Raw genomic sequence first — 24,692 nt, 5'->3', positions numbered from 1 at the left:
GCTCGGGCTCAACGGCCATCCTCGGGGTCACGGGCACGGCGCTGCCCACCGGTCAACGCGAGCCCGCGCACGACGCGCTTCACCGAGCGTCGTTCCGGCAGGTCCAGCGGTGTGATGTCGACGGGCGGCCGGGGCGGCGGCGCGGTGAACTCCGCGTCCGGCGCGTCCAGACCGCCCACGGGGAACCTCAGCAGCGGGTCGTCGTCCCGCACCATGATCGAGGTCTCGATGGGTTCGGGCTCACGGTCCGGCCCCAGCACCAGCCGCCGGGCTGCCAGCGCCGCGCCCTTCACCACCGACGTCTCCGGCGCGGCCTCCAGCACGACCCGGCCCGGCACGGACGCCGCGACCAGCGGTATCCGGGCGCTGCCGCCGACCAGCACGGTCATCTCGACGCCGGCCGCGACCCGGGCGAACGTGGCGACGGCCTGGTCCACGGAGGGCCGGATCAGCTCCTCGAACCTCGCCCTGGTGATCGGCACGTCCACCGGCCCGGACGGCAGGTGCACCGGGATCGACGTCTCCACCGCGCCGGACAGCACCCGCTTCGCCGCCTCGCAGTCCCGGCGCAGCCGCCCGAACAGGCCGCGGGTGCGCGGGTCGTCGGCGTCCAGCTCGGTCAGCGACCGCCCGAGTGACGTCCGGACGTGCGAGAACACGGCGTCGTCGAAATCGACGCCGGCCGCCTGGTCGACCCCTTCCACGGCGTTGACCAGCTCGAACCCGCGGCCGACGACGGACGCGCCGAACGCGTGGCTGCCCAGGCTGAACACGCCGAGCGACCCGGCGAACGACCGGCTGAACGCGTGGTTCTCGGCCGCCGCGACCGGCTCCGGCACCAGCGACGCCTCCACCCCCACCGACCGCAGCGCCCGGTGCATGAGCCCCTTGGCGTGCGACCCCCACCCGGGCGGGTGCGCCAGCACGACGTGCGCGGGCGGTTCGCCTTCACGGGCGGTCACCTGGTCGGCCACCCACATGACCATGAGCGCGGTCAGCTCCTCGGCCGGGCACCGCTGCGCCCCGTCCACCTCCGGGCCGAGCACGATCGGCACGGTGTCGCCGACGCGGCGGCTGAAGCCGGTGGCGGTCCACCGGGGGTCGCCCGGCTCGCCGACCGCGAACGCGCCGTCCGGGGCGAGGTTCAGCGCCGACGCGACGCCGCCACCGGGACCGCCCAGGCCGACCGGCTCCGGTTCGGCCCGCCCGGTGCCGCCCAGCCTGCACACCGCCGCCGCGGTGCGCGTGGTGCCGACGTCGACCCCGAGGACATACGGCAACTCGTACGCCTCCTCATTCGCCTGATCGAAGTAGGGCACTACCTACACGGGTGACGAGAGGGTCACAAGGTCATCCCCTAACCCCCTAGGGAGTGAACGAGAACCACCCCATAGTGGTTGCGGCATCTACTGGGAGTAATCCCCGATGGCGGGTGATCCCCCCGCCCCTACCTTGATCACCAGGCCGGACCCACCCCTGCCGGTCCTGCTTCCCGCGTCCGATTCGACCAGGAGAAATCCATCATGGGCTCCAGCCCCAACACGCTGCACGACTTCGTTCTCGACCTGCTCAGCGACCCGACCGCGCTGGCCGACTTCCAGGCCGACGCCGAGGGCACCCTGGCGAGGGCGGGCCTGAGCGACATCAGCGCTCTGGACGTGCAGGAAGTCATCCCGCTGGTCCTCGACTACGTGCCGACCGGGAGCCTGCCCGCTCTCGACGGCTCGGTCCTCGAGGACCTGCCCCTCGACGTGCTCGACGCGGGCCAGGCCGGCGCGATCTTCAAGCTCAAGGCGGTGACCGACCAGCTCGCGGTGTCGGGCGCGACCGGTGCGGGCGACGTGAAGGCCGCCGTGGCGGGCACGCTGAGCGCGGACGCCGACGGCCTGACCGTCTTCGGCGGCGTGTCGAGCTGGGACCTGCTGGACATCGCCGGCTCGGCGAAGCTCCACGTCGAGGGCGACTTCTCCGCGGTGGGTGACGTGACCGACACCCTGGACGGCACGTTGGCCACCGTTTCCGGGCCGGTGGACGGCCTGGCCGGCACGGCGACCGGCACGCTGGACGGTGCCCTCGCCACGGCCGGTGGGGTCGCCGGCTCGCTGCCGGACGCGGACAGCCTGACCAGCACCGCGTTCGGCACCGTCGACACGCTGACCAGCGTGGTCGGCAACGTGACCGGTGGCCTCACCGGCGACCTGCCCGTCGTGGGCAGCGTCGGCGACCTGGGCGACCTCGGCGGCCTGCCCGTCGTCGGCGGCGTCGGCGACTCCCTGGGCGTGTCCGGCTCCGCGCACGGCTCGGCCCAGTTCGACACCCACGGCACCGCTCCGCTGTCCGACGTCACGGACACCGTCTCGGGCGTCGCGGACACCGCGGGCGTCGGCGGCTTGGTGAGCAACGTCACCGGCACCGTGGACGGCCTCGACCTGCCGGTCGTGAGCGGCCTCGGCGTGGACGACCTGCTCTTCTGAGACTGATCGACCACCGGAGGGCCGGTGCTGTCCACGGGACGGCACCGGCCCTCGTCGGTGCCCGGGACTTTCACCCGAACGGGTTTTACCGGCACACTCTGCCGGGTGATGTCCGCGCCCTGGCTCGACGTGCTCGACGACACGATCCGGGCTTGCGCTGCGCACAACCGGCCCGACCTGGCCGAACGGTTGCGCGAGAAGCGCGCCCGCCAGCTGGACCCCAAGCTCCGCGTGCTCGTGATCGGCGAGCCGGGGCAGGGCAAGAGCCAGCTCGTGAACGCGATGGTCAACGCACCGGTGTGCCCGGTGGGTGACGACGCCACCACCACGGTTCCCACATTCGTGCAGCACGCGGAGACGCCGTCCGCCGCCCTCGTGCGCGGCGCGTCCATCGCGAACACGCCCACGGAGCGCATCCCCGTGCCGATCGACCAGCTGGCCAGCAGGGTGAGCGCCGACCAGGGCGGCGGCGACCTGGTGCGCGCCGAGATCGGCATCCCGCGCGCCCTGCTGGACTCGGGCCTGGTGCTGATCGACACGCCGGGCGTCGGGGACCTGCGGCCCGCGCACACCGCGAGCACGTTCGCCGCGCTCCTCCAGGCCGACGCGGTGCTGATGGTGTCCGACGCGACGGCCGAGCTGACCGGTTCCGAGCTGGAGCTGCTGAAGCGAGTCATGACGTCCTGCCCGAACGTGACGGTCGTGCTCACGAAGATCGACATCGCGGTCCAGTGGCGACGCGTGGTCGAGCGCAACCGGGCGCACCTGGCCCGCGCGGGCGTGGCCGCGAAGCTGATCCCGGTGTCCGCCGCGCTGCGGCTGCGCGCCGCCAAGACCGGTGACAAGGCGCTCAACGCCGAGTCCGGGTTCCCCGAGCTGCTGGCCTGCGTGCGGCAGGACATCGTGGCCGCCGCCGACGTGCTGGCCCGCCGCACGGTCGCGGTCACCGCCGCGTCCGCGATCAAGCAGCTGGTGACGCCGGTGCGCGAGGAGCTGACGGCCCGCGGGTCGAGGGCCGCCGGGGGCAAGGGCGCGGAGGACACGATCGCCACGCTGAACGAGGCCCAGCGCCGCATCGACGAGCTGCGGCGCCGGTCCGCGCGCTGGCAGACGGTGCTGGCCGACGAGATGGCCGACCTGGTCTCCGACATCGAGTACGACCTGCGCGACCGGACCCGCAAGATCATGCGCGAGGTGGACAAGACGTTCGAGACCGCCGATCCGGCGCTGGGCTGGGACAAGTTCGAGTCCTGGCTGGAGGACAGCCTCACCGAGGCCGCGACGACGAACTTCGCCTGGCTGCTGGACCGGTCGGAATGGGTGGCGGAGAAGGTCGCGAAGAGCTTCCCGGTGGTCCGGGACGACCTGCTGCCCGGATCGATCTTCCCGGACGACGTGCTGGACCGCGTGTCACCGATGGAGAAACCGGTGATCGAGAAGTTCTCCGTGGTGCAGAAGGCTTTCACCGGCCTGAAGGGCTCCTACGGCGGCGTGCTGATGTTCGGCCTGGCCACCAGCCTCGCGGGCATGCCGCTGATCAACGCGATCTCGCTCGGCGCGGGCGCGCTGTTCGGCGGCAAGTCGATCATCGACGAGAGCGATCAGCGGTTGCGCCGCAGGCAGGCCGCCGCGAAGTCCGCCGCGGCCCGGCACGTGGACGACTTCTTCATCAAGTTCAGCAAGGACTGCCGCGACGCGGCGCGGCACATCCAGCGCAGCCTGCGCAACCACTTCTCCACGCTGGCCGAGGAGTTGCAGGAGACGCTGCTGGAGTCGGCCCGCAGCGCGCGCCGCGCCGTCCAGGACGACAACTCCGAGCGCGAGCGCCGCAGCCTGGAGGCCAAGCGCGAGCTCGACCACCTCGTCGCGCTCTACCAGCGGGTCCAGGCACTCGCGGGAGGTCAGGCTCCGCCGCTGGGGATCAGCGCCTGATGCTCGACGGCACCACTCTGGAGGACGAGGTCTGGGCGCTGCTCGAAGACGCCCTGGCCGTCTACCGGGACAGCCCGCGGGCGGTCGCGTGGCTGCGGGGGCACCAGGCCAGGTTCGCCGAACCGGTCCGCGTCGCCGTCGCCGGATCGCGCCGGTCGGGCAAGTCGACGGTGGTCAGCGCGTTGATCGGCGAGGAGTTCGCGCCGACCGGCGCCACCACCTGGTACCAGGACGGGCCGCAGGCGAAGGCGCACGTCGGCCCGTACGAGGTGCCGGTGACCCGCCGCGACGGCAAGGCGTTCGTCGACGCGCCGGACGCCGAGCGCGTCGTCGTCGAGTGGCCGTCCCGCTCGCTGCGCGACCTCATCCTGATCGACACGCCGGCCGAAGCGCCGGTCGAGCAGGTCTACGGCGAGGCCGACGCGGTGCTCTACCTGACCAGGCACATGCACACCACGGACGTGCGGTACCTCCAGACCGCGCACGACCACCCGGTGGCGCGGGCCGCGCCGGTGAACACGGTGCTGGTGCTGGCGCGGGCGGACGAGATCGGCGGCGGCCGGATCGACGCGCTGTCCTCGGCCAAGCAGATCGCCCGCCGCTACCGGCGCGAGGCGACCGTGACCCCGTTGTGCCAGAACGTGGTCGCGGTGGCGGGGCTGCTCGCGGTGGCCGCGCGGACGGTGCGGGCGGACGAGTTCACCGCGCTGTCCAGGCTGGCGGCGCTGGCCCGCACCGACCTGGACAAGCACCTGCTGTCCGCGGACCGGTTCGTGGCCGACGACTTCCCGGTCCGGCTTGACCCGGCGGCGCGGCGCGGCCTGGTGGACCGGTTCGGCGTCTTCGGCGTGCGGCTGACGACCACCCTGATCCGGCAGGGCTTCGACACGCAGGTGAAGCTCACCGGTCAGCTGGTGCAGCGCAGCGGGTTGGGCGAACTGCGCGACTCGGTCGGCATCTACTTCACCGAACGCCGCGACGCGCTGAAGGCGCGGTCCGCGTTGCTGGGCCTGGACGTGGTGCTGCGCGCCGAGCCGAGGCCCGGTTCGATCGGCCTGGCGACGGCGGTGGAGCGCATCCTCGCGTCCACGCACGACTTCCGGGAACTCCGGCTGCTGGCCGCGTTGCAGGGCGGGCGGACCCGTCTTCCGGGTGACCTCGACGCCGAGGCGTCCCGGCTGGTCGGCGGCCTCGGCACGAACCCGGTGGTGCGGCTGGGCATGGACTACGAGCCGACCGAGGGCGAGCTGCGGCACGCCGTGCTGGACACGCTGGGCCGGTGGCGCGACCACGCGGTCGACCCGGCGCTGGACCACGCGCAGCGGCGGGCCGCGTCCGTCGTCGTGCGCAGCTGCGAGGGGATGCTCGCCCCGCTCAGTTGAGCGCCGCCGCCACCGCCTGGACCGCCGCCGACGGCGTCCGACGCGGGTCCGTGACCAGGAACAGCGTGCTGTCGGGCAGTTCGCGCACGCGCTGGAGCGTGCCGGCGTCCAGCTGCTCGGCGACCGCCACGCGGGGCAGCACGGTCCACCCCAGCCCCGCCACCACGCACGACCGGACGGCCTCGATGCTGCCGAACCGGGTGATGCTCGGCGTCGCGGACAGCTCCCGGACGAACCGGTCGCTGTACGAGCAGCCCTCCTCCAGCAGGAAGTACCGCTCGTCCAGCACGACGCCCGGCGCGGACACCAGTTCGATCGGCTCGGCCCCGACGGCGGTCACCTTCAGACCCGGCGCGACCACCGCGTCCTCCAGCACCAGCGCCAGGTCCAGGGTGCCGTTGCGGACACCGGTGATCGCCTGCCGGGTCCCGGCGGGCGAGAGGTGCACGGAGATGCCCGGCCAGCGCATGGCGACGTCCGCGATGCGCTGCGGCAGCCGGTAGGCGCAGACCGACTCGGGTGCCGCTATCCGCACGTCGCCCTCCACGGCGGTGCTGCCGCGGACCGCGTCACGCAGGCGTTGTTCGGCGGACAGCACCTCCCTGGCGTGCTCGACGGCCTGCCGGCCCGCCTCGGTCAGCCGGGCGCCGCTGGGCAGCCGGTCGAACAGCCGGGCTCCGAGGTGCCGTTCCAGGGCCTTGACCTGGCTCGTCACCGTGGATTGCACGAGGTGCAGCTCCGCCGCGGTGGCGGTGAAGCTGCCCGTGCGCGCGAGCGCCAGGAGGGTGCGCAGGAGGCGGGTGTCCACCGGATCGACAATACCGATCGGATGCATCACAGGGAATCGTTGGACTCGATGCCGGTGATGGCACACGCTGTACGCATGAACGACGCACCCCGACCCGAAGTCCTCCGCTTCAGCGCCTTCACCACCGACCCGGCGGGCGGCAACCCGGCCGGTGTCGTGCTGGACGCTACCGGGCTGGACGACGCCCGGATGCTGGAGATCGCCGCCGACCTCGGCTACTCCGAGACCGCCTTCGTGCTCCCCCGGGCCGGTGAACGCGACTTCGACGTGCGGTACTTCAGCCCGCTGGTGGAGGTCCCGTTCTGCGGTCACGCCACCGTGGCCACCGCCGTCGCCCTCGAACGGCCCGGCACGCTGCGGTTCCACACCAAGGCCGGGCTGGTGGAGATCGCCACGGCGCCCGGCACGGCGACCCTGACCAGCGTGCCCACGTCGTCCACGCCCACGCCCGAGGCGGACGTCGTGGAGGCGTTGCGGGCACTGCGGTGGTCCGCCGACGACCTCGACCCGCGCTACCCCGCGCACTGGGCGTTCGGCGGGGCGCGGCACCTGGTGCTGGCGGTGCGGGACCGGGAGCGGCTGGCCTCGCTGGACTACGAGTTCGACGCGCTGGGCGACCTGCTGCGCGCCAACGACGCGCTGACCGCGCAACTGGTGCACCAGCGGTCCGAAGACGTGTTCGACGCGCGCGACCCGTTCCCGGTCGGCGGGGTCGTGGAGGACCCCGCGACCGGTGCCGCGGCGGCGGCGTTCGGTGGTTACCTGCGGACGATCGGCGCGGTCACCCGGCCGCGGACGATCACCATCCACCAGGGTGACGACATGGGCCGGCCGAGCGTGCTGGAGATCGAGGTGTCACCCCACGACCCGCGGGTCACCGTGACGGGCGGGGCGGTGCCCATCCCCGATCAGGGCTGAACCCCGATCAGGTCGAGCCCCGATCAGGGCTGCGTGCGCTCCAGCACCACCACGGGGATTTCGCGGTCGGTCTTCTCCGCGTAGCCGTCGTAGTCCGGCCACACCTCGGTCATCAGCTTCCACAGCTTCGCCCGCTCGTCACCGGCGGCGGTGCGGGCCGTGGCGGTGAAGACGTCCGGGCCCACCTGCACCTCGGCCCGTTCGTCCGCGAGGAGGTTCCGGTACCAGGAGGGGTGTTCCGGAGCGCCGCCGTGCGAGGCGACGACCACGTACGCGTCACCGTAAGGCTGGTAGATCAACGCCGTGCGCCGTGGCTCACCCGACTTCCGGCCGGTCGTGGTCAGCAGGAGCGTGAAGACGCCCGGCCGCCACTCGTGGCCTTCCGTGCCGCCCGACTCGACGTACTTCTGGATGTGCTTCTTCACCCAGCCGACGGGGCTGTCCACTACTGACATGCCTCCGAAGCTACCGACAACGCGTCCACGCCGCCGGTCGCCGCACCACGACCCTGGCGGGCCGCGCGAAAAGGGGGATAGATAGAGCGCTATGCCCGAGCTTGAACTCCGCCACCTGCGCGCGGTCTGCGCGATCGCCGAAGAAGGCAGCCTCACGAAGGCCGCCACGCGCCTCGGCCTCACCCAACCCGCGATGAGCGCCCAGCTCCGGACCGCCGAGCGGATCGTCGGCGGCCGGCTGTTCGACCGCACCCCCTGCGGTTCTGCGCCGACCGACCTGGGCAGGCAGGTCGTCACCACGGCACGACTGGTGCTCGACGAGGTCGACCAACTGGTGTCGCTGGCCAGGGCGCGGACCTGCCCCGGCACGGCGGGCCCGCTGCTCGTCGGCGGCGTGCCCGCGTTGTTCTTCGGGCACTTCGTGGCGGAGCTGCGGCGGGTGATCCCCTGCTCGGAGGTGCGCACCGAGATCACGTCCGGCGCGTCGCACCTGCTCGAACTGCTGGTGTCCGGGCAGGTTCAGCTGGGCGTGCTGGAACGGTTCGAGGGGCTGGACCGGCGCGAGCTGCGCGGGCTGGAGGTCCGCCGGCTGGTGAGCGAGCCGCAGTTCGTGGCGCTGCCGGAGACCGACCCGCTGGCCGAGCTGGAGGAGGTGGACCTCGCACGGCTCGCGGACCGGGACTGGGTCACGCCGCCGGACGCGGTGCTCGGCCACCGGTTGCAGCTCCTCACGGTGTGCGCGGCGGCCGGGTTCACGCCCCGGTTCACCCACCACGTCAACGAGGCGGGCATCGCCCGCAGCCTGGTGGCCGGCGGCGCGGTGTCCTTCGCGCTCCCGCAGTCACGCGGCGGCGACGGGATCGTCATCCGGCCGCTGCGCGGCGCCCCGCTGATGGTCGACCTCCTGCTGGCCACCCGCCGGGAAGGCCCCGCCGCCGGTCGAGCCCACGACGTCTTCATCGCCGCCGCCAGGGCGTACCGCGCGGCGCTCCCCCGCAACCCGGGTTACGCGAAGTGGTGGGAGGAGCACCCCGAAGCCCACCAGGAGATCGACGCGGCCCTACCGGTCGGCAGCTGATCGCCCGGCGGCCGAGCCGCGACCGGTGTCAGCGGCGGGTGGCCTCCTCGATCGTGGTGGGCGTGCGGCCGATCAGCTTCTCCAGGTCCGGCCGCACCTCCGCGAGCACACCGCGGCCGATGTTGACCTCGATGTCGGCCAGCAGTTCCGCGACGAAGTCCGGCAGGCCGAAGCCCTTCAGACCGGCGACCCGCTCCTCCTGGCTGACCTTGTCGTGCGTGGTGCCGACGAGGGCGGCCAGCTCGTCGAAGCTCCACGCCCGCGCGCCGGTCAGCTCGTAGACCGCGTTCTCGTGGCCGGGGGTGCTCAGCACGACGGCGGCGGCCAGCGCCAGGTCGTCCCTGGCCACGCTGGCGATCCGCCCGTCCGCCGCGGCCGTCACGATCGGGCCGGGGCCCTGCGGGAGGTAGTTCTCGTGGTACATCCCGTTGCGCAGGAACGTGAACGTGATCCCGGTGGCCCGGATCGCCTCTTCGGTCGCCTTGTGCACCCTGGCCAGGCTGAGCGGCGAGGTGTCCGCGTCCGACACCGACGTGTAGACGATGTGCCGCACGCCCGCTTCCGCCGCCGCGCGCACGGCGTTCAGGTGGCGGGCGATGCGGATCTCGTCCGGCCCGTCGACGGACACCAGCAGCAGCGTGTCCACCCCGGCGAACGTGTCGGTGAGCGGGCCGTCGAAGTCGCCGTGGCGCACCTCGACGCCGAGGCCCACCGCCTTCTCCGGGTCGCGGACGGACACCGCGAGCCGGTCGGCCGGCAGGCGGGTGAGGGCGTGTTCGAGGATCAGGGAGCCGAGGTGGCCGGTCGCGCCGGTGATCAAGGTCGTCATGCGACCCAAGTTAGGGCCGACGCTAACTATTCGACAGTACCTACCTGATTGTCAGGTACTTACCCTCCAGAAAGTATCGAGGTAGAGTCGTTCTCATGGAGCTGCGAGGTGACGTGTACGACCACAACTGCCCGTCCCGGGTGATCGCCAACCACGCCACCGGCCAGTGGGGCAGCCTCGTGCTCGGCAAGCTGCTGGGTGGCACGCGGCGGTTCGGCGAGCTGCGCCGGGAAGTCGCCGGGGTGAGCGAGAAGATGCTGGCCCAGACGTTGCAGGCGCTGGAGCGGGACGGGCTGGTGCACCGCGACGTGCACCCGGTGATCCCGCCGCGGGTGGACTACTCCCTCACCCCGCTGGGCGACCACGCGGCGAAGCGGATCAGCGAGCTGTTCGGGTGGATCGAGGAGAACCTGCCGCACTTCCGCGCCGCGCAGGACGAGTACGACGCACGACGGCTCGAGAAGGCGTGACCCACTCGCACGCGGGGCCGCCGAGAACGTGGGGCACGTCACCTCCCGAACCCAACGCCGGGTGAATTCGAGGTGAGGTTTGCCAGTATGGGATTCATGACTCAGCCCTTCACGGACGATAGTCACCCGGCCGAGCCCTATCCGGGAGCTCGGCCGGGACACTGCTTCGTGCACCTCGACGGCGAAGGCTGGCCGGTCACCCCCGACCCCGGCGCCGACTCCGGGTGGCGCGTCGCCCCGGACGGGCAGGACCTGGACGACTGGCTCGCGGAGCACGGCGAACCGCCGCTCGCGGGCCGGATGCCGGTGCTGGCCTACGGCTCCAACGCCAACCCCGCCAAGGTGACGTGGCTGCGGGACGAACTCGGTTTGACCGGCCCGGCGGTCGTGCTGCGTGCCCGCTGTACCGACCTCGCCGCCGTCTGGGCCGCGGGACTGCGCAAGACCGACGGCCAGCGGCCAGCCACCCTCGCGGCGGCGCCCGGCGTCGAAGAAGAGCACGCGGTGTGGTTCGCCACCGCGGAACAGCTGCGGGTGCTCGACCGCTGCGAGGGACGCGGCCTGCGGTACCGGCTCGTCCGGGTGCACACCGGCCGGGTGACGCTGTTCGACGGCGGCGTCGTCGACTCCGTGCTCGCGTACACCGGCGCGGGCACCAGGCGGATGCCGCTCCTGATCAACGGCGAGCCCGTGCGCTGCGCCGACGTGGACCAGCGCGGCGCGCGACGGCTGGGCGGGCGGCCCGCCGACGACGACGGCCTGGACGTGACCCCGGTGCACGGCGACCCGACGCCCGACGACTGGCCGGACCGCCTGTTCGCGTACGGCACGCTCCAGCCGGGGATGGGCGCGTGGCACCTCATGGCGCCGTTCGTGACCGGCGACCCGGAACCCGCCGCGCTGCCCGGCACCCTGCACGACACCGGCCGCGGCTACCCGGCACTGAGGCCGGGCGACGGACCGGGCGTGCCGGGGCACGTGCTGCGGCTGGAGCACCCGGAGGACGCGCTGCCGGTGCTGGACGAGTACGAGGGCGACCAGTACCGCCGGGTGCGCGTCACGCTGCCGGACGGGCAGGTCTGCTGGACCTACGTCTGGACGGCCGACGTGGACCGGATGCCGGTGCTCCCGGACGGCTGGGTCGAGAATCGCCCATGATGCGCCCAATCCGGTGAATTCTTCGCCGACCCACCCAACCGATCCCGCGTTGGGTACGTCCTCCTGACAAGGACCACGAATCCGAGCCAGGAGGTGGACATGAGGCGACTCGTGGCGTTCGGCGCCCTGACGGTCGCGCTCACCGCGTGCGGGAGCCCCCAACAAGCGGCCGACCAGCAGACCATCGCTGTCACGCCACCCTCTTCGGCCTCGGAGACGGCATCCCGGACGACCGCCGGGACGACCCCGCCGCCGTCGGAGCAGCCGGTGCCGCCGGCGCAGCCCACGACGGCTGCCGCCGGGTCGACCAGGTGCACGGCCGCGGCCCTCGCGGGTTCGGTGCAGACGACCGATGCCGGCGCGGGCAACCGGTACGGCAAGCTCGTGGTGACCAACAACGGCGCGGCGCCGTGCACGCTCAACGGCTACAGCGGCCTGCAACTGCTCGACGCGGCGGGCAACCCCGTGCCGACGGACCTCCAGCGCAAGCCCGACCCCGGCCCGTCCCTGGTGACCCTCGCCCCCGGCGCGGCGGCGGCGGCGAACCTGCACTGGACCGTGGTGCCGACCGGTGACGAGCCGGTGGACGGTCCGTGCCGGCCGGAGGCGACGAGCGCCGCCGCGATCCCGCCGGACGAGACGCAGCCGATGAGCCTCTCGTGGGGCCTGGGTCCGGTGTGCGGCGGCGGGAAGATCGAGATCAGCGCGTTCTACGCTGGCTAGGTGATCGAGTCGAACGTCCCCGGCCACGCCGGTGAACTCGCGGTGCGCACCTGGCCCAACCTGGATGCCGGGTGGCTCGCCGTGCTCGTGCACGGCTACGGCGAGCACAGCGGGAGATACGGGCACGTCGCCGAGGCGTTGGTGGGGGCGGGCGCGCTGGTCGTGGCGGCCGACCACGTCGGGCACGGCCGGTCCGAGGGCGAACGGGCGCTGATCCCGGACTTCGACGGCGTGGTGGCGGACGTCGGCGCGACGATCAGCTCGGCGTCGTCCGACCTGCCGACGGTGTTGATCGGGCACGCGGAGGGCGGGCTGGTCGCGGCCCGGTACGCCCAGCTGAACCCGCTGTCGGCCCTGGTGCTGTCCGCGCCGGTGCTGGGCACGTGGCAGGGGCTGGACCTGTTGGGCCGCGCGGAGGTCCCGGACGTGCCGCTGGACCCGGACGTGCTGTCGCGCGACCCGGAAGTGGGGAAGCGGTACGCGGCCGACCCGTTGGTGTGGCACGGCCCGTACCGGCGGGAGACGTTGGAGGCGTTGGAACGCGCGCTCGACGACGTCAACTACGGGCCGGCGCTGGAGCACCTGCCGACGTTGTGGCTGCACGGTGACGCCGACGACCTCGTGCCCCTGGCCGACACCCGCACCGGCACCGACCGCTTGCGCGGCCTGCTGTTCGAGGAACGCGTCTACCGCGGTGCGCGGCACGAGGTGTTCAACGAGACCAACTCCGACGAGGTCCTGGCCGACGTGGTCGAGTTCGTCCGCCGGGTGCTCGACCTGCCCTGAAACTGGACCTGCCCTGAACCTCTACCTGCGCTGAACACCGTGGGGGTGGGGCGGTGGCCGCAGTGCCGCCCCACCCGTTCACGGTTCAATCGGTTCAGTCGTGGTCCGCACCGTCGGCGGACGCGTGTGTCGAACCTGTCCACGCACCGTAGGCGTCCGCCCAGGCGTAGTGGTCGAAGTAGCCCGCGTCGCCGTTGTGGACCCACGACGCCACGGTCACCGAACCAGCGCCGTACGGCCCTGCGACCTGCCACTGCTCGTAGAAGTACGCGTTGCCGTGATCATCGGCGCCCGACGCGAGGTCGTAGACGGCGGCGCCGTGCTGCGTGGCGGACGCGTTGTTCTGGTCGAACTCGACGTCCGCCGAGGCGATGCCCGCGGCACCGATGATGATCGGGAGCGAGAGAGCGCCCGCGGCGATGAGTCGGATGATGCTGCGCATTGTGGAAACCTCCTGCGGTTGGTGGGCCGTGCGTTCACATCGTTACCTCGGGCGGTGGGGCTCCGAACGACGCCGACCGCATCGTGTGACCGTCGGTTTGAACCGGCGAAAAGGGCCTGATCAGCGGACATCACAAGGGGTGTGCGCAAGCCCCTGCTTATGGGTGACATCGGTGGCACCCTCACGCGTCACAGCGCCGTCGTGGAGAATCCGTCGGGATGGTTGGACAAGACCTGGAGTTGCTGATCACCGCGGTGGTGGCGGCCGACGACGAGCAGCAGGCGCGTGCCGCCTGCGCCGGACTGCTGCACCAGGTCCGCGGGCGGGTCGTGCGTGCCGTCGACTGCTCCGACGAGGAGCCCGGCTGCTGGTCGGTGACGATCAGCGGGGTCAGCGGCGAACGCGTGACGCAGAACGTGGCGGGGGCGCTCGCCCGAGCGGTCCGCGCGTTCGTGCGCCTGTTGGGCGACGAGTTCCCGACACCCCGCGTCGCCTGCGAACCCCCGACCGCGTGGACGGTGCTGGAGGACCCGGCGCTGCTCGACGGCCCGGTGCCGGGCGGTGAGCGACTGCTGGTGGAGGCGTGGGCCGGCGGCGACCCCCAACGCAACGACCCGCAGCACACCGACCTTCGCCGCACCGAGCACAGACCCGAACCTGCCGGCTCAGGGCCAGCCGGGCCGGGGCATGTCGGATCAAGGCCTGTCGGGCCGGGGCATGTCGGGCCAGGGGCTGCCGGATCGGAGCCCGGTCCGGTGCGCGCCGGATCGGGGGCCGCCGAGCCGGGCGCCACCGCCGGCCCCGCTGTCACTCCTGCCGCCGGCCCCGCTGTCACTCCCGCTGTCAACCCCACCGCCGACCCCACCGAGAACCCGACCGCACCCCCCGCCGACGTGCCCGAACCCGCCACGCGGCTGTCGTTGCGGGTCGACGTGGCCACCGACCGATCCGCCGGCGCCGAATGGCAGGCACGGGCGGTAGCGAGTCGGGTGGCGCGGAGTGGCAAGATCACCCGAGTGGCTCCCCACGGGCACCTACTGAGCGTGCACATCGACCTCGGTTCAAGCGTTAATTCGCCCACGGTCGCGCTACACGACGCGGTGGCGTCGCTGGGCCGTTCGGGATGGTCGCCGGTCGAGTGGTCGGACGGTTCCGGCTCGATCCGCTGGTCGGCGACACCCGTGCCACCGGCCGGGATCGCCGCTCTGGAACTGACAGCGACACCGGCCTCGGCGTTCGTGTGGACGGTGCCGGACTGAGATCGAAAACGCTGACCCGATCGAGTGGATTTCGACGCCACCCGGTCAGCCGATCTTGCTTGTGAATCGTGATTCTTTAGGTACTACTTTCAACTATAGGAACGCAAACGCTTTGCGGGAGGGTCGGGATCCGACATGGCCAGCATCGAAGAGGTCCGCGCCGCGATCGCCCAGGCCGTCGAGAAGGCGGGCCAGAGCGTCAACGCCCTGCAACAGGCCGCCGACCTGGCCGAGGACGCGCAAGCCCTGCTGAGCACAGCGACCCAGGGCAGCGTCCAAGCCGACGTGGAGCAGGCGAACGCCCGGTTCGCCGAGGTGGTCAGCGGCGTCTCCGACTTGCAGCAACACCTCGGCGCCGGGATCTCCCAGGCCGAGAGCATCAATTCCAGGTTGTGACGTGACCTCGGTAGGCGAGATCAAGCTCGCGCTCGAGCAGAGCTGCGAGTTGCTCCGGGACGCCTACCGCAGCGTCCGGGAGGCCCAGCACGCGTTGGACGAGGCGGTCGACATCCTGGTCTCGGCGAGCGCCGACCACCACGAATCCCTGGTGCCCGCCGGGTTCGTGAAGGCGGGCGAGCGGTTCGCGGACGAGCTGGAGCTGATCGTCGGCAGCCTGGAACTGGTCCAACGCCTAGCCGTGGAGCTGTGACGTGAGCAGGCGTGACGAGCGCCGGAAGAAGATCGAGGGCTCCTTCGAGGAGTTCCGCCGGGCGGTCGCCGCCGCGCTGGGCAACGCCTCGCGCGAGCAGCGCCGACTCGCCGACGAACGCGCGCGCGACATGTTCGAGGTGATGCTGCGCGGGCAGGGCGTGGACCGGGCGATGGAGGACCCGCTGCTGGCCGACGCGCTGGCGAACCCCCTGTTCCAGCAACAGGTCGCGAACGCGCTGATCGACCGGGTGGACGCGTTCCGCGACTGGTCCGAGCGCGGGCCGGACGCGTTGACCGGCCTGGTCGACGCGGTGGCGGACGGTCCGGCGTCCTGGCCGCACGAGAGGTGGCTCGGCACGCCGGGCACGGCCGACGCGACGGACGGCGTGCCCGAGCTGTGGCGCATCGGCACGGGTGCGGTGCGCAGCGCGCCGGAGCCGCACCGGTTCCCGGTGGCGGTGCCGCTGCTCGACCACGCTCACCTGCACGTGTCGTCCACGTACGAGAGCAGGCACGCGGCCGAGGGCCTGGTGGAGAACCTGCTGCTGCGGCTGCTGAGCCACTTCCAGCCCGGACTGGTGCACGTCCACGTGTGGGACGTCGGCCAGCTCACCGGCGCGCTGCCCGGCCTCTACCCGCTGACCCGCGCGGGACTGCTGACCGTGCACGACCCGGCCCGGCTGCACGAGCTGCTGGACGAGCTGTCCGACCACATCCGGCGGGTGCACACCGGTGTCCTGGTCGAGGGCCACCAGTCGGTGACGGCGGCGGGCGGTCGGCGGACCGAGCCGTGGCGGGTGGCGGTGCTGTTCGGCAACCGGCAGGCGTTGCGGGAGGAGCACCAGCAGCAGCTGCAACGGGTGGCGCGCAACGGTTTGGCGGCCGGCATCCAGCTGGTCATCGTCGACATCCCGATCACCGTCAACTCGCCGGTCGAGACCGTCACGATCGCCGCCGACCAGTCCGCGACCTGCACGATGACGGGCAAGCACGTGACGGTCGCGCTCGACCCGCCGTTCCCCCGCGCGCTGGTGCCCCGCGCGTGCGCGGCTATCGCGGACAAGCGGGAGGAGCGCCGCAACCGGCTGAGCACGTTCGCGGACCTGCTGCCGGAGCAGCTGTGGCGGGACGACTCGTCGGCGGGCGTCGTGGCCCCGGTGGGCTTCCTGGAGGGCGAGCCGGTGCACGTGGCGTTGGGCGACACGTCGCCGCACGCGCTGATCGGCGGGCCCAGCGGCTCGGGCAAGACGAACTTCCTCTACGCGATGCTCGGCAGCCTGGCCGCCCGGTACGAGCCGGACGAGCTGGAGCTGTACCTGCTGGACTTCAAGGAGGGCGTGTCGTTCGCCCAGTTCGCGCCGGGACGCAAGGACCCGACGTGGCTGCCGCACGCGCGGCTGGTCGGCGTGAACGTCAACACCGACCGCGAGTTCGGCGTGGCGCTGCTGGCGTTCCTGGCCGACGAGATGCGCCGGCGCGCGGACGCGGCCAAGCGGCACGAGGTCACCAAGCTGGAGCAGCTGCGCGAGGAGGACCCGCTCGGCCACTGGCCGCGGATCGTCGCGGTGATCGACGAGTTCCAGTACCTGTTCGGCGAACGCGACCAGGTCACCGCGCAGGCCGCGCAGCTGCTGGAGGACGTGGCCCGGCGCGGGCGGTCGCAGGGCATCCACCTGGTGCTGTCCAGCCAGGACGTGTCCGGCATCGAGGGCTTCTGGGGCAAGTCGGCGATCTTCGAGCAGTTCACCGTGCGCATCGCTCTGCCGAAGGCGCGGCGGGTGCTGGCCGAGCCGCAGAACGACGCAGCCGTCGAGCTGCCCCGCTGGCACGCGGTGGTCAACCACGAGTCCGGGGTCCGGCCGGGCAACGAGATCGCGCGCATCCCGGACGCCACCGCCAAGGGCACGTTCGACGCGCTGCAAGCGGAGCTGCACCGCCGCCGGCCGCCGGACCTTGCCGAGCCGATCCTGTTCGACGGCAGCAAGGTGCCCGCGCTCCAGGCCCTGCCGGACTTCCGGGCGCTGGGACCGGGCGCCGGCAACCCGACCGTGCTGCTCGGCCAGGTGATCGACGTGGCGGGCAGCGCGGCCAAGGTGCGCTTCGCCCGCACCCCCGGCCGGAACATCGCGGTGCTCGGATCGCTGGCCGAGGACGCGGCGGACGTGCTGGGCGGCGCTGCGCTGTCGCTGGCCCGGCAGCACGAGCCGAGCGACGCGCAGTTCACCCTGGCGTGCCTGGCCGAGGACGCCTGGCCGCACGCGGAGAAGCTGGCCAAGCAGCTGCGCGACGCGGGCCACGTGGTCGACCTGATGGGCCTCGACGGCATCCGGCAGCTGGTCGAGGAAGTGGCCGGTCGGATCACCGCGAGCATGACCGGTGAGACGGGTGCGCCGCTGCAACCGCACTACGTGGTGGTTTACGCGGTGGACGCGGCGCACACCCTGTTGGAGGCGAAGAACCCGACGACGCGGGCCTCCGGGGTCGACCACCTGCGCACCGTGCTCAAGCACGGCCCGGAGAACCGCACCCACGTGCTGGGCTGGTGGCGGGGCGCGCAGCGGCTGAAGAACAGCCTGTCGCCCGGTGTCTACGACGACATCGGCGCGTGGGTGGCGTTCGACATCCAGGGCAAGGAGCTGCTGTCGTTCGGGCCGGAGCAGGTCATGGCGTGGTCACCGCGACCGCGCCGGGGCCTGTTCTTCGACCGGTTCGAGCACTCGCGCCCGCAGGTCGTCATCCCGTTCGACACCGGGGAGGAATCATGACCGGCCAGATCTCCGCAGTGCCCGTGCAGCGCACCAGCGGGGAAGGGGTGCCGGACGTCGAGGTGGTCTCGGCGGTCGAGCGGTACAAGGAGATCGTCGCGCTGGCCGCCGAGTCGGTCGAGCGGATGCGCGCGGCGGACCGCGCCCGCGTGCGCGACCTGCTGGCCCGGTTGGCCGCGTCGCAGGACCGGATGGCCGACGTGATCGAGCAGGAACAGGTGGTGAAGCTGATCGTCGCGGTGCACTGGGAGGCCGCGGTCGAGCTGCTGTGGGACGAGCGGTGGATGACGATGACCCCGGTGCCCGGCCCGGACGAGTCGGTGCCGGCGCGCGACCAGCGCGAGTACAACACCGCGATGGACCTGGCCTACCAGGCGCTGGAGGAGTCGTTGCAGAAACGCACCCTGTTGCGCCGCAAGGGTTCCTAGCCCGGTTCAGAAACCCCAGGACACGATGACGCTGTCGAAGTCGAGTTCGGCGGCGGCCCGGCGGTAGGTGGCCAGGGCGGCGGTGTTGTCCTTCTCGGTGCCGGTCCACACGCCGGTGCAGCCGCGGTCCCGGGCCAACCCGATCAGCCGCTCGACCAGCGCGGTGGCGATGCCGCGGCGCCGGTGGGCGTCGTCCACGCCCAGCTCGTAGAGGAACATCTCCACGCCCTTGTCGGGGTGGATGGTCTCGACGCCGGACACGAACCCGGCGGGCTCGCCGTCGACGTACGCGATCAGCAGGTGGTGCCGGTCGTCGGCGAGGAACGCCCGCGTCGCGTCCTCCCGCGGCAGGTCGTCGAACAGGTGACCGGCGGCCATGACCGCTTCGAGCGACGTGATCCGGCGGATGTCCACGGCGTGACGGTACGCCGGGAATAGCGGCAGGCCCTCGGAACGTCATGATCCGTATGACGTTCCCGAGCACCGCGCGAGAGATCCGTCTCGCCTCCCGCCCCGAAGGCTTCCCCACCGGTGACAACTTCGACCTGGTCGAAGTGCCCGTGCCGACGATCGGCGACGGCCAGCTGCTGGTCCGCAACGTCGTGATGAGCGTGGACCCGTACATGCGCGGCCGGATGAACGAGGGCAAGTCGTACATCCCGCCGTTCGAGGTCGGCCAGGTCCTCTCGGGCGAGGCCGTCGGCGAGGTCGTGGCCTCGAACGCGCCCGGTTTCGCGGTCGGCGACACGGTGCGGCACTTCCTGGGCTGGCGCGAGTACAGCGCGGTGGACGCGGCCGGCGCGGTGAAGGTCGACCCGGAGGCCGCGCCCCTCGGCGCGTACCTGGGCGTGCTCGGCATGCCCGGCCTGACCGCCTACGCGGGCCTGCTGGAGATCGCCGCGTTCAAGGAGGGCGACACGGTGTTCGTGTCCGGCGCGGCGGGCGCGGTCGGGCAGGTCGTCGGCCAGGTGGCCCGGCTGCGCGGCGCGAAGCGCGTCATCGGCAGCGCGGGCAGCGAGGCGAAGGTGCGGTACCTGGTCGAGGAGCTGGGCTTCGACGCGGCGTTCAACTACAAGGACGGCCCGGTCGGTGAGCTGCTCTCGAACGCCGCGCCGGACGGCATCGACGTGTACTTCGACAACGTCGGCGGCGAGCACCTGGAAGCGGCGATCGACGCGCTGACCCTGTTCGGCCGCGTCGCCCTCTGCGGGTCGATCTCGAACTACAACACCACGACCCCGACGGGGGTGCGCAACCTCGGTCTGGCCGTCGGCAAGCGGCTGACGTTGCGCGGGATGCTGGTGTTCGACCTGGAGCACCTGCGCGAGCAGTTCGTGCGCGAGGTCGCCGGCTGGATCGCCGAGGGCAAGCTGCGCTACCGGGAGACCGTCACCGAGGGCCTGGACCGGGCTCCGGAGGCGTTCATCGGCATGCTGAACGGCGAGAACACCGGCAAGGCCCTGGTCACCCTCTAACCACGCCCGGACGATCCCGCCCCCAGCGACGCCGCGTGCCGGTCGAAGACCTCCCGGACCTCGACCAGCGCGGCGTCGCGGTCGGCGGCCTCCTCGTACCGGCCGTCGGAGTCACCCTGCCCGACCACCGTCCCGGCGGTGAACTCCCGGCCGAACGCGCAGGCGTCGAGGCAGTAGTCGAACCCCGATTCGGTCATCGGGGACAGGCCCTCCTGCTCGCAGTGCTCCAGGAAGCCCTCGGCGGCCCGCCACCGCTCCCCGTCGAACCAGAAGACGCCACCGGCGTAGTGGATCGCGTGCCCGGTCTCCGGGTCGACGAGGTTCAGCGACTCGTAGTTCTCGGGCCGGTTCCGCACCAGCCGCACCAGGTCTTCGGGCACCCCGCGGTACAGCGACTCCTGGAGGGCGTAGTCGCCCTCGGCGTACAGGTTCAGGTCCGACTCGTGGTCGAAGGTGAGGAGCAGCGCCCGGCCGTCCGGCGTGAAGTACCAGACGGCCGACTGCCCGCCGCCGTCGTTCCACGCGAACCGCTCCGCGTCGTCCACCGCCACCGGCGCGACCCCCGCCAGTTCGCCGACGATCGCCGCACGCCGGCGGGCCTCGGCGAGAGGGGTCGCCGCCAACGCCTTCCAGGTGTCTTCGCTCATGCGCGCAGGCTAGCGGCCACCACCGACAACCTCAGACGATCTCGCCTTCGGCGGCCACGACGCGTCCCGCGTGCACGACCAGCGTGCGCGGGGCGCGGTCCATGACCGCGGCGGTCACCGTGTCACCCGGCACCACGACCAGGTCGGCCGGCGAGCCCTCGGTGAGGCCCAGCGCCCGGCCCATCACGGCCGCGCCGCCCCGGGTCGCGATGTCGACGCACATCTCCACCAGGTCGTCACGGCGGAACCCGTTGCGGTAGGCCAGTTGCCAGGCGCGGTCCAGCATGTCGCCGTTGCCGTACGGCGACCAGTAGTCGCGGATGCCGTCCTGGCCGAGCCCGAGCCGCACGCCCGCGCGCCGCAGTTCCCGCAGCGGCAGCGGTTCCCGCACGCCCGGCGCGACCGTGGTCACCGCGACGTCGTGCTCCGCCAGCAGCTCCACCAGTTCCCGCTGCCGATCACCATCCACAGTGGACAGTGCGAACGCGTGGCTGATCGTCACCTGCCCCTGCATCCCGAGCGCCTGCACGCGTTCGCAGATCAGCTCCACCTGGAACGCGCCGAGCGTCCCGCCGTCGTGCAGGTGCACGTCCACCCCGCGCTGGTGCTTCTCGGCCAACCCGAACACCACGTCCAGGTGCCGCACCGGGGCCCGGTCGTAGCCCGCCGGGTCGAGCCCGCCGACCAGGTCCGCGCCCGCGCGCAGGGCCGCCTCCAGCAGCTCGGCCGTGCCCTTCTCCCGCAGGATGCCGCACTGCGGGAACGCCACCACCTCGACGTGCGCCCGGCCCCGGTGCTCCTCGCGCGCGGCGAGCACGCCCTCCAGCTTCTCCAGCCCCGAGTCGACGTCCACTTGGGCGTGACTGCGGACGTGCGTGGCGCCGCCGGCGATCGTGCGGGCGAGCGTGTGCGTGGCGCGTTGCGCGACGGACGCCTCGGCGGACCGCCAGTTGCGCCGGTCGTGCTCGATCAGGTCGGCCAGCCCGGCGCCCGCGCCGTGCGGCCGGAACGGCAGGCCGAGCCGGGTGGAGTCCAGGTGCGCGTGGGCGTCCGTGAACGCGGGCAGCAGCACGCCGCCCCGGCCGTCGACCACCGGCACGGCGGGCGGCGGGTCGAGGTCCGGGGCGAACGCCGCGACGTGCCCGCCCTCGCAGAGCACGTCGACCACGGGTGCGCCCGGGAGGTTCGGCCACGGCCGCACGGAACGGATCAGGAGGTCACCGGTCACCAGGCGACGCTAGCCCCGCCGGGGTGAAGTCGCCAGCGATCAACTTGCCGGGGTTGAGCACCCCGGTGGGGTCGAGCGTCCGCTTGACGGACGCCAGCACGTCCAGGCCCAGCCCGCCGATCTCGGCTTCGAGGTACGGCGCGTGGTCCGTGCCCACCGCGTGGTGGTGGCTGATCGTGCCGAGGCCCGCGATGGCCTCGCTCGCGGCGGCCTTCGCGACCTGCCACTGTCCGATCGGGTCGGCCGCGTCCCGCGCCGCGAGGACGGTGAAGTACAGCGACGCGCCGGTCTCGTAGGCGTGCGAGATGTGGCACATGACCACGCACTCGCCGAGCGCGTCGACCAGCGCCTCGCGCACCGCGCTGCGCAGCTCGGAGACGGTCGACCAGTGCGTGGCCGTCTCCAACGTCTCGACGCACACGCCGATGTCCAGCAACGCGTCCCGCTGGCGCGGCCCGTTGAACCGGCCGTGCCGCCACGCCTCGCCGAGCGCCGTGCCGAGCGACACCGCCTTCACCCCGCGCAGCGTCTCCGCCCGCCGGCGCTTGACCTCAGCCTGGTCCGCGCCGTGCCACCCGAGGACCAGCAGGCAGGGCTGCCGGACGCCGCGCGCCCGCAGGTACGCCTTCAGCGCGTCGGTCTTCCACCCGCCGGCCAGCGCGAGGGACACCTCGGTCTCGTCCACATCGGACAGCCGCGTGACGTCGGCCAGCACGCGCCGCTGCGCCAACTCGCGCACCAGCGCCGAGCCGCGCGCCCAGCCGTCGACCACGAAGCCCTCGTACCGCTCGACCTCCGGCCTCGGCCGCACCCGGAGCGTCACCTCGGTGATCACGCCGAACGCGCCTTCACTACCCACCACCAGCTGCTTCAGGTCCGGCCCGGCGGCCGACGCGGGCGCGCGGCCCAACCGCCACTCGCCCACCGGGGTGGCCAGCCGCAGCCCTTCCACCATGTCCTCGAACCGGCCGTAGCCGGAGGACGCCTGACCGGCCGACCTGGTCGCCGCGAACCCGCCGATGGTGGCGCGCTCGTAGGACTGCGGGACGTGCCCGACCGTCAGCCCGTGCGCGGCGAGCAGCTGGTCGGCGCGCGGCGCGGTCAGACCGGCTTGGAGCACGGCGAGGCGTGACACCGGGTCGACCGAGACCAGCTTGTCCAGCCGGTGCAGGTCGAGCGCGATCACCGCCGCCTTGTCGCCGCGCAACGCGTTCACGCCGCCGACCACGGACGTGCCGCCGCCGAACGGCACCACCGCCACGTCGTGCTCGACGCACGCCTTCAGCACGTCGGTGACCTGCTCGGGCGACGCGGGCAGCACCACCGCGTCCGGCACCGCCGGATCGCCCGCGCCGCGCTGCCGCAGCAGGTCCACATAGGACAGACCGCCCGCGCGACCCGCCCGCGAGTCGCGGTCGACCCGGACGTACCCCGGCCCCACGACGGCGTCCAGCGCCGCGTGCGCGGCCTCCGACAAGGCCGACTCCGCACTACCCGGCCCACCCGTCTCGGCCCGGTCATCCGCTCGGGTATCCACCAGGTCATCCGCTCGGCCGGCCGCGAGCCCGGTGCGCGCACGCAGCCACTTCAGCGCGTGCGGCGGGATCGAGCCCGTGGTCGTGGTCCAACTGCCCCGGAGGGTGTGGTCGATGTGCTCGGTCACCGCTACAGTGTGACATATGACGTCTCAACGTCACAGTGATGACGCGCTCCTCGACGCCGCCCGCGACTGCGTGGTCGAAGTCGGGGTCCGCCGCACCACGCTGACGGACATCGCCAAACGCGCCGGCGTGAGCCGGATGACCCTCTACCGCCGGTTCCCGGACGTCGGCACCCTGGTCAGGGCCCTGATGACCAGGGAGTTCACCAAGCTCCTCGGTCGCATCCCGCCGAGCGGCGACAACGCGCGGCAGCGGCTCGTGACGCAGGCCATCACAAGCATCCGACTGCTCGCCGCCGACCCGTTGATGCGGCGCGTGCTCGACCTCGACGCCGAGCTGATGCTGCCATACCTGGTGCAACGGCTGGGCAGCACGCAGAGGCTGGTCGAGGGGTTCCTGGTGGCGCAGGTCGAGGCGGGTCACGCGGACGGCTCCATCCGCCCCGGCTCCACCGCCGCCCAGGCCCGCCTGGTCCTGCTCACCACCCAGTCGCTGGTCCTGTCGATCCGACCGGCCACCACCGACCTCGACTTCGACGAGCTCCTGACCGAACTCGCCGCCTACCTGAACGCGGCACTCACTTGACTTCCTCCTCTCCCTGACGGGAGGGAATTCCTGTCGGGCTCGCGCCCGGCAATTCCTGCTTCTTCTCCCGAGGGAGGTTGTGACGGTTGCCTCGCCGACTAGCGTCGGGTTGGTCTGACACCGTCTCCACAGGCGGTGACCGCCAGCCCGGCGGCCAGGATGTTCTTCGCAGCGTTGACGTCGCGATCGAGCCGTGCCCCGCATTGGCAGGCCCAACTCCGGATGTGCAGCGGCAGGCGGTCGCGGAGCCGTCCGCAGGCCGAGCAGGTCTTCGAACTGGGCAGCCACCGGTCGACCACGACCAGGTCGCGGCCGTACCAGTCGCACTTGTACTCCAGCATCGACCGCAGGTCCGACCACGACGCGTCGGAGATGGCACGGGCCAGGGTGCGGTTCCTGAGCAAGTTGCGGACCGCCAGGTCCTCGATCACGACCAGTCGGTTCTCCCGGACGAGTCGAGTGGTCAGCTTGTGCAGCAGGTCTCGGCGGCGGTCGGCGATGCGGGCGTGGACACGCGCGACCCGCAGTCGGGCCTTGG

General features: G+C 72.4%; 26 protein-coding genes. 16 read left to right on the top strand and 10 right to left on the bottom strand.

Features of this window, described 5'->3' with window-relative positions; genetic code table 11:
* Positions 1–8 precede the first annotated feature (8 nt).
* Complete coding sequence (locus tag OQ02_RS25600) at positions 9–1,280, bottom strand: Hsp70 family protein (RefSeq protein WP_033441303.1); 1,272 nt, start codon at positions 1,278–1,280, stop codon at positions 9–11.
* 243 nt (positions 1,281–1,523) lie between these two features.
* On the opposite strand from OQ02_RS25600, the gene OQ02_RS41320 reads away from it, so the two are divergent.
* From OQ02_RS41320 to OQ02_RS25585, 3 genes are all read left to right on the top strand, one after another.
* Positions 1,524–2,474, top strand: a complete 951-nt coding sequence (locus OQ02_RS41320) for an IniB N-terminal domain-containing protein (protein WP_051772804.1) — start codon at positions 1,524–1,526, stop codon at positions 2,472–2,474.
* A 108-nt stretch (positions 2,475–2,582) separates the two neighbouring features.
* Positions 2,583–4,406, top strand: a complete 1,824-nt coding sequence (locus OQ02_RS25590) for a dynamin family protein (RefSeq protein WP_081915944.1) — start codon at positions 2,583–2,585, stop codon at positions 4,404–4,406.
* Positions 4,406–5,788: a GTPase domain-containing protein gene (locus OQ02_RS25585; RefSeq protein WP_033441133.1), complete on the top strand. Its 1,383-nt coding sequence runs from the start codon at positions 4,406–4,408 to the stop codon at positions 5,786–5,788. Before OQ02_RS25590 ends, OQ02_RS25585 begins: the two co-directional genes overlap by 1 nt.
* On the opposite strand, the gene OQ02_RS25580 is transcribed toward OQ02_RS25585, so the two are convergent.
* Positions 5,781–6,596: a LysR family transcriptional regulator gene (locus OQ02_RS25580; protein WP_033441132.1), complete on the bottom strand. Its 816-nt coding sequence runs from the start codon at positions 6,594–6,596 to the stop codon at positions 5,781–5,783. The genes OQ02_RS25585 and OQ02_RS25580 overlap by 8 nt on opposite strands.
* A gap of 75 nt (positions 6,597–6,671) precedes the next feature.
* Here OQ02_RS25580 and OQ02_RS25575 point away from each other — a divergent pair, with 75 nt between their 5' ends.
* Positions 6,672–7,514 carry a PhzF family phenazine biosynthesis protein gene (locus OQ02_RS25575; protein WP_051772803.1) on the top strand — a complete coding sequence of 281 codons (843 nt, stop codon included), beginning with the start codon at positions 6,672–6,674 and terminating at the stop codon, positions 7,512–7,514.
* 23 nt (positions 7,515–7,537) lie between these two features.
* On the opposite strand, the gene OQ02_RS25570 is transcribed toward OQ02_RS25575, so the two are convergent.
* Positions 7,538–7,969, bottom strand: coding sequence for a nitroreductase family deazaflavin-dependent oxidoreductase (locus OQ02_RS25570; protein WP_033441131.1), 432 nt, complete (start codon positions 7,967–7,969; stop codon positions 7,538–7,540).
* Between the two features lie 91 nt (positions 7,970–8,060).
* Here OQ02_RS25570 and OQ02_RS25565 point away from each other — a divergent pair, with 91 nt between their 5' ends.
* Positions 8,061–9,047 carry a LysR family transcriptional regulator gene (locus OQ02_RS25565; RefSeq protein WP_033441130.1) on the top strand — a complete coding sequence of 329 codons (987 nt, stop codon included), beginning with the start codon at positions 8,061–8,063 and terminating at the stop codon, positions 9,045–9,047.
* 28 nt (positions 9,048–9,075) lie between these two features.
* Here OQ02_RS25565 and OQ02_RS25560 read toward each other — a convergent pair whose 3' ends face one another.
* The gene (locus tag OQ02_RS25560; RefSeq protein WP_033441129.1) at positions 9,076–9,876 is read right to left on the bottom strand and encodes an NAD(P)H-binding protein; all 801 of its coding nucleotides are present in this window, start codon (positions 9,874–9,876) and stop codon (positions 9,076–9,078) included.
* 95 nt (positions 9,877–9,971) lie between these two features.
* Between OQ02_RS25560 and OQ02_RS25555 the strand changes: the two genes are divergently transcribed.
* The 4 genes from OQ02_RS25555 (at position 9,972) to OQ02_RS25540 (ending at position 13,013) form a co-directional block, all read left to right on the top strand.
* The gene (locus OQ02_RS25555; protein ID WP_033441128.1) at positions 9,972–10,346 is read left to right on the top strand and encodes a winged helix-turn-helix transcriptional regulator; all 375 of its coding nucleotides are present in this window, start codon (positions 9,972–9,974) and stop codon (positions 10,344–10,346) included.
* A 168-nt stretch (positions 10,347–10,514) separates the two neighbouring features.
* Entirely contained in the window at positions 10,515–11,504 is a 990-nt protein-coding gene (locus tag OQ02_RS46985; RefSeq protein WP_331281552.1) for a gamma-glutamylcyclotransferase, read from the top strand.
* 99 nt (positions 11,505–11,603) lie between these two features.
* Positions 11,604–12,227: a DUF4232 domain-containing protein gene (locus tag OQ02_RS25545; RefSeq protein ID WP_033441126.1), complete on the top strand. Its 624-nt coding sequence runs from the start codon at positions 11,604–11,606 to the stop codon at positions 12,225–12,227.
* Positions 12,228–13,013: an alpha/beta fold hydrolase gene (locus OQ02_RS25540; protein WP_033441125.1), complete on the top strand. Its 786-nt coding sequence runs from the start codon at positions 12,228–12,230 to the stop codon at positions 13,011–13,013.
* 94 nt (positions 13,014–13,107) lie between these two features.
* Here OQ02_RS25540 and OQ02_RS25535 read toward each other — a convergent pair whose 3' ends face one another.
* Positions 13,108–13,455, bottom strand: coding sequence for a hypothetical protein (locus OQ02_RS25535; protein ID WP_033441124.1), 348 nt, complete (start codon positions 13,453–13,455; stop codon positions 13,108–13,110).
* A gap of 218 nt (positions 13,456–13,673) precedes the next feature.
* On the opposite strand from OQ02_RS25535, the gene OQ02_RS41315 reads away from it, so the two are divergent.
* The 5 genes from OQ02_RS41315 (at position 13,674) to OQ02_RS25510 (ending at position 18,558) form a co-directional block, all read left to right on the top strand.
* On the top strand, positions 13,674–14,714 hold the full coding sequence (locus OQ02_RS41315) for a hypothetical protein (protein ID WP_051772802.1): 1,041 nt from the start codon (positions 13,674–13,676) through the stop codon (positions 14,712–14,714).
* Between the two features lie 135 nt (positions 14,715–14,849).
* On the top strand, positions 14,850–15,110 hold the full coding sequence (locus OQ02_RS25525) for a hypothetical protein (protein WP_033441123.1): 261 nt from the start codon (positions 14,850–14,852) through the stop codon (positions 15,108–15,110).
* Position 15,111: 1 nt separating this feature from the next.
* The gene (locus OQ02_RS25520) at positions 15,112–15,363 is read left to right on the top strand and encodes a hypothetical protein (RefSeq protein WP_033441122.1); all 252 of its coding nucleotides are present in this window, start codon (positions 15,112–15,114) and stop codon (positions 15,361–15,363) included.
* Position 15,364: 1 nt separating this feature from the next.
* Complete coding sequence (locus OQ02_RS25515) at positions 15,365–18,130, top strand: FtsK/SpoIIIE domain-containing protein (RefSeq protein WP_033441121.1); 2,766 nt, start codon at positions 15,365–15,367, stop codon at positions 18,128–18,130.
* Entirely contained in the window at positions 18,127–18,558 is a 432-nt protein-coding gene (locus OQ02_RS25510; protein ID WP_051772801.1) for a hypothetical protein, read from the top strand. Before OQ02_RS25515 ends, OQ02_RS25510 begins: the two co-directional genes overlap by 4 nt.
* 6 nt (positions 18,559–18,564) lie before the next feature.
* Here OQ02_RS25510 and OQ02_RS25505 read toward each other — a convergent pair whose 3' ends face one another.
* Positions 18,565–18,972 carry a GNAT family N-acetyltransferase gene (locus OQ02_RS25505; protein ID WP_033441120.1) on the bottom strand — a complete coding sequence of 136 codons (408 nt, stop codon included), beginning with the start codon at positions 18,970–18,972 and terminating at the stop codon, positions 18,565–18,567.
* A 53-nt stretch (positions 18,973–19,025) separates the two neighbouring features.
* On the opposite strand from OQ02_RS25505, the gene OQ02_RS25500 reads away from it, so the two are divergent.
* Positions 19,026–20,033, top strand: a complete 1,008-nt coding sequence (locus OQ02_RS25500; RefSeq protein WP_033441119.1) for an NADP-dependent oxidoreductase — start codon at positions 19,026–19,028, stop codon at positions 20,031–20,033.
* On the opposite strand, the gene OQ02_RS25495 is transcribed toward OQ02_RS25500, so the two are convergent.
* Genes OQ02_RS25495 through OQ02_RS25485 form a run of 3 tightly spaced genes read right to left on the bottom strand, consistent with a single transcriptional unit; the run spans position 20,030 to position 23,571 of the window.
* Positions 20,030–20,680, bottom strand: a complete 651-nt coding sequence (locus tag OQ02_RS25495; protein ID WP_051772800.1) for a hypothetical protein — start codon at positions 20,678–20,680, stop codon at positions 20,030–20,032. The two genes, OQ02_RS25500 and OQ02_RS25495, sit on opposite strands and share 4 nt — an antisense overlap.
* A gap of 31 nt (positions 20,681–20,711) precedes the next feature.
* Entirely contained in the window at positions 20,712–21,908 is a 1,197-nt protein-coding gene (locus OQ02_RS25490) for an amidohydrolase (protein ID WP_033441118.1), read from the bottom strand.
* The gene (locus OQ02_RS25485; protein ID WP_033441117.1) at positions 21,898–23,571 is read right to left on the bottom strand and encodes an FAD-binding oxidoreductase; all 1,674 of its coding nucleotides are present in this window, start codon (positions 23,569–23,571) and stop codon (positions 21,898–21,900) included. Before OQ02_RS25485 ends, OQ02_RS25490 begins: the two co-directional genes overlap by 11 nt.
* A 16-nt stretch (positions 23,572–23,587) precedes the next feature.
* On the opposite strand from OQ02_RS25485, the gene OQ02_RS25480 reads away from it, so the two are divergent.
* Complete coding sequence (locus tag OQ02_RS25480) at positions 23,588–24,154, top strand: TetR/AcrR family transcriptional regulator (protein ID WP_033441116.1); 567 nt, start codon at positions 23,588–23,590, stop codon at positions 24,152–24,154.
* Between the two features lie 98 nt (positions 24,155–24,252).
* Here OQ02_RS25480 and OQ02_RS25475 read toward each other — a convergent pair.
* A partial coding sequence (locus tag OQ02_RS25475; RefSeq protein WP_231500223.1) for a transposase occupies positions 24,253–24,692 on the bottom strand: 440 nt, incomplete at its 5' end.

It is taken from the genome of Saccharothrix sp. NRRL B-16314, from assembly GCF_000716595.1.
Taxonomy (GTDB): domain Bacteria; phylum Actinomycetota; class Actinomycetes; order Mycobacteriales; family Pseudonocardiaceae; genus Actinosynnema.
The sequence above is the reverse complement of the archived record's forward strand: the minus strand, read 5'-3'. Positions and strand labels throughout refer to the sequence as shown.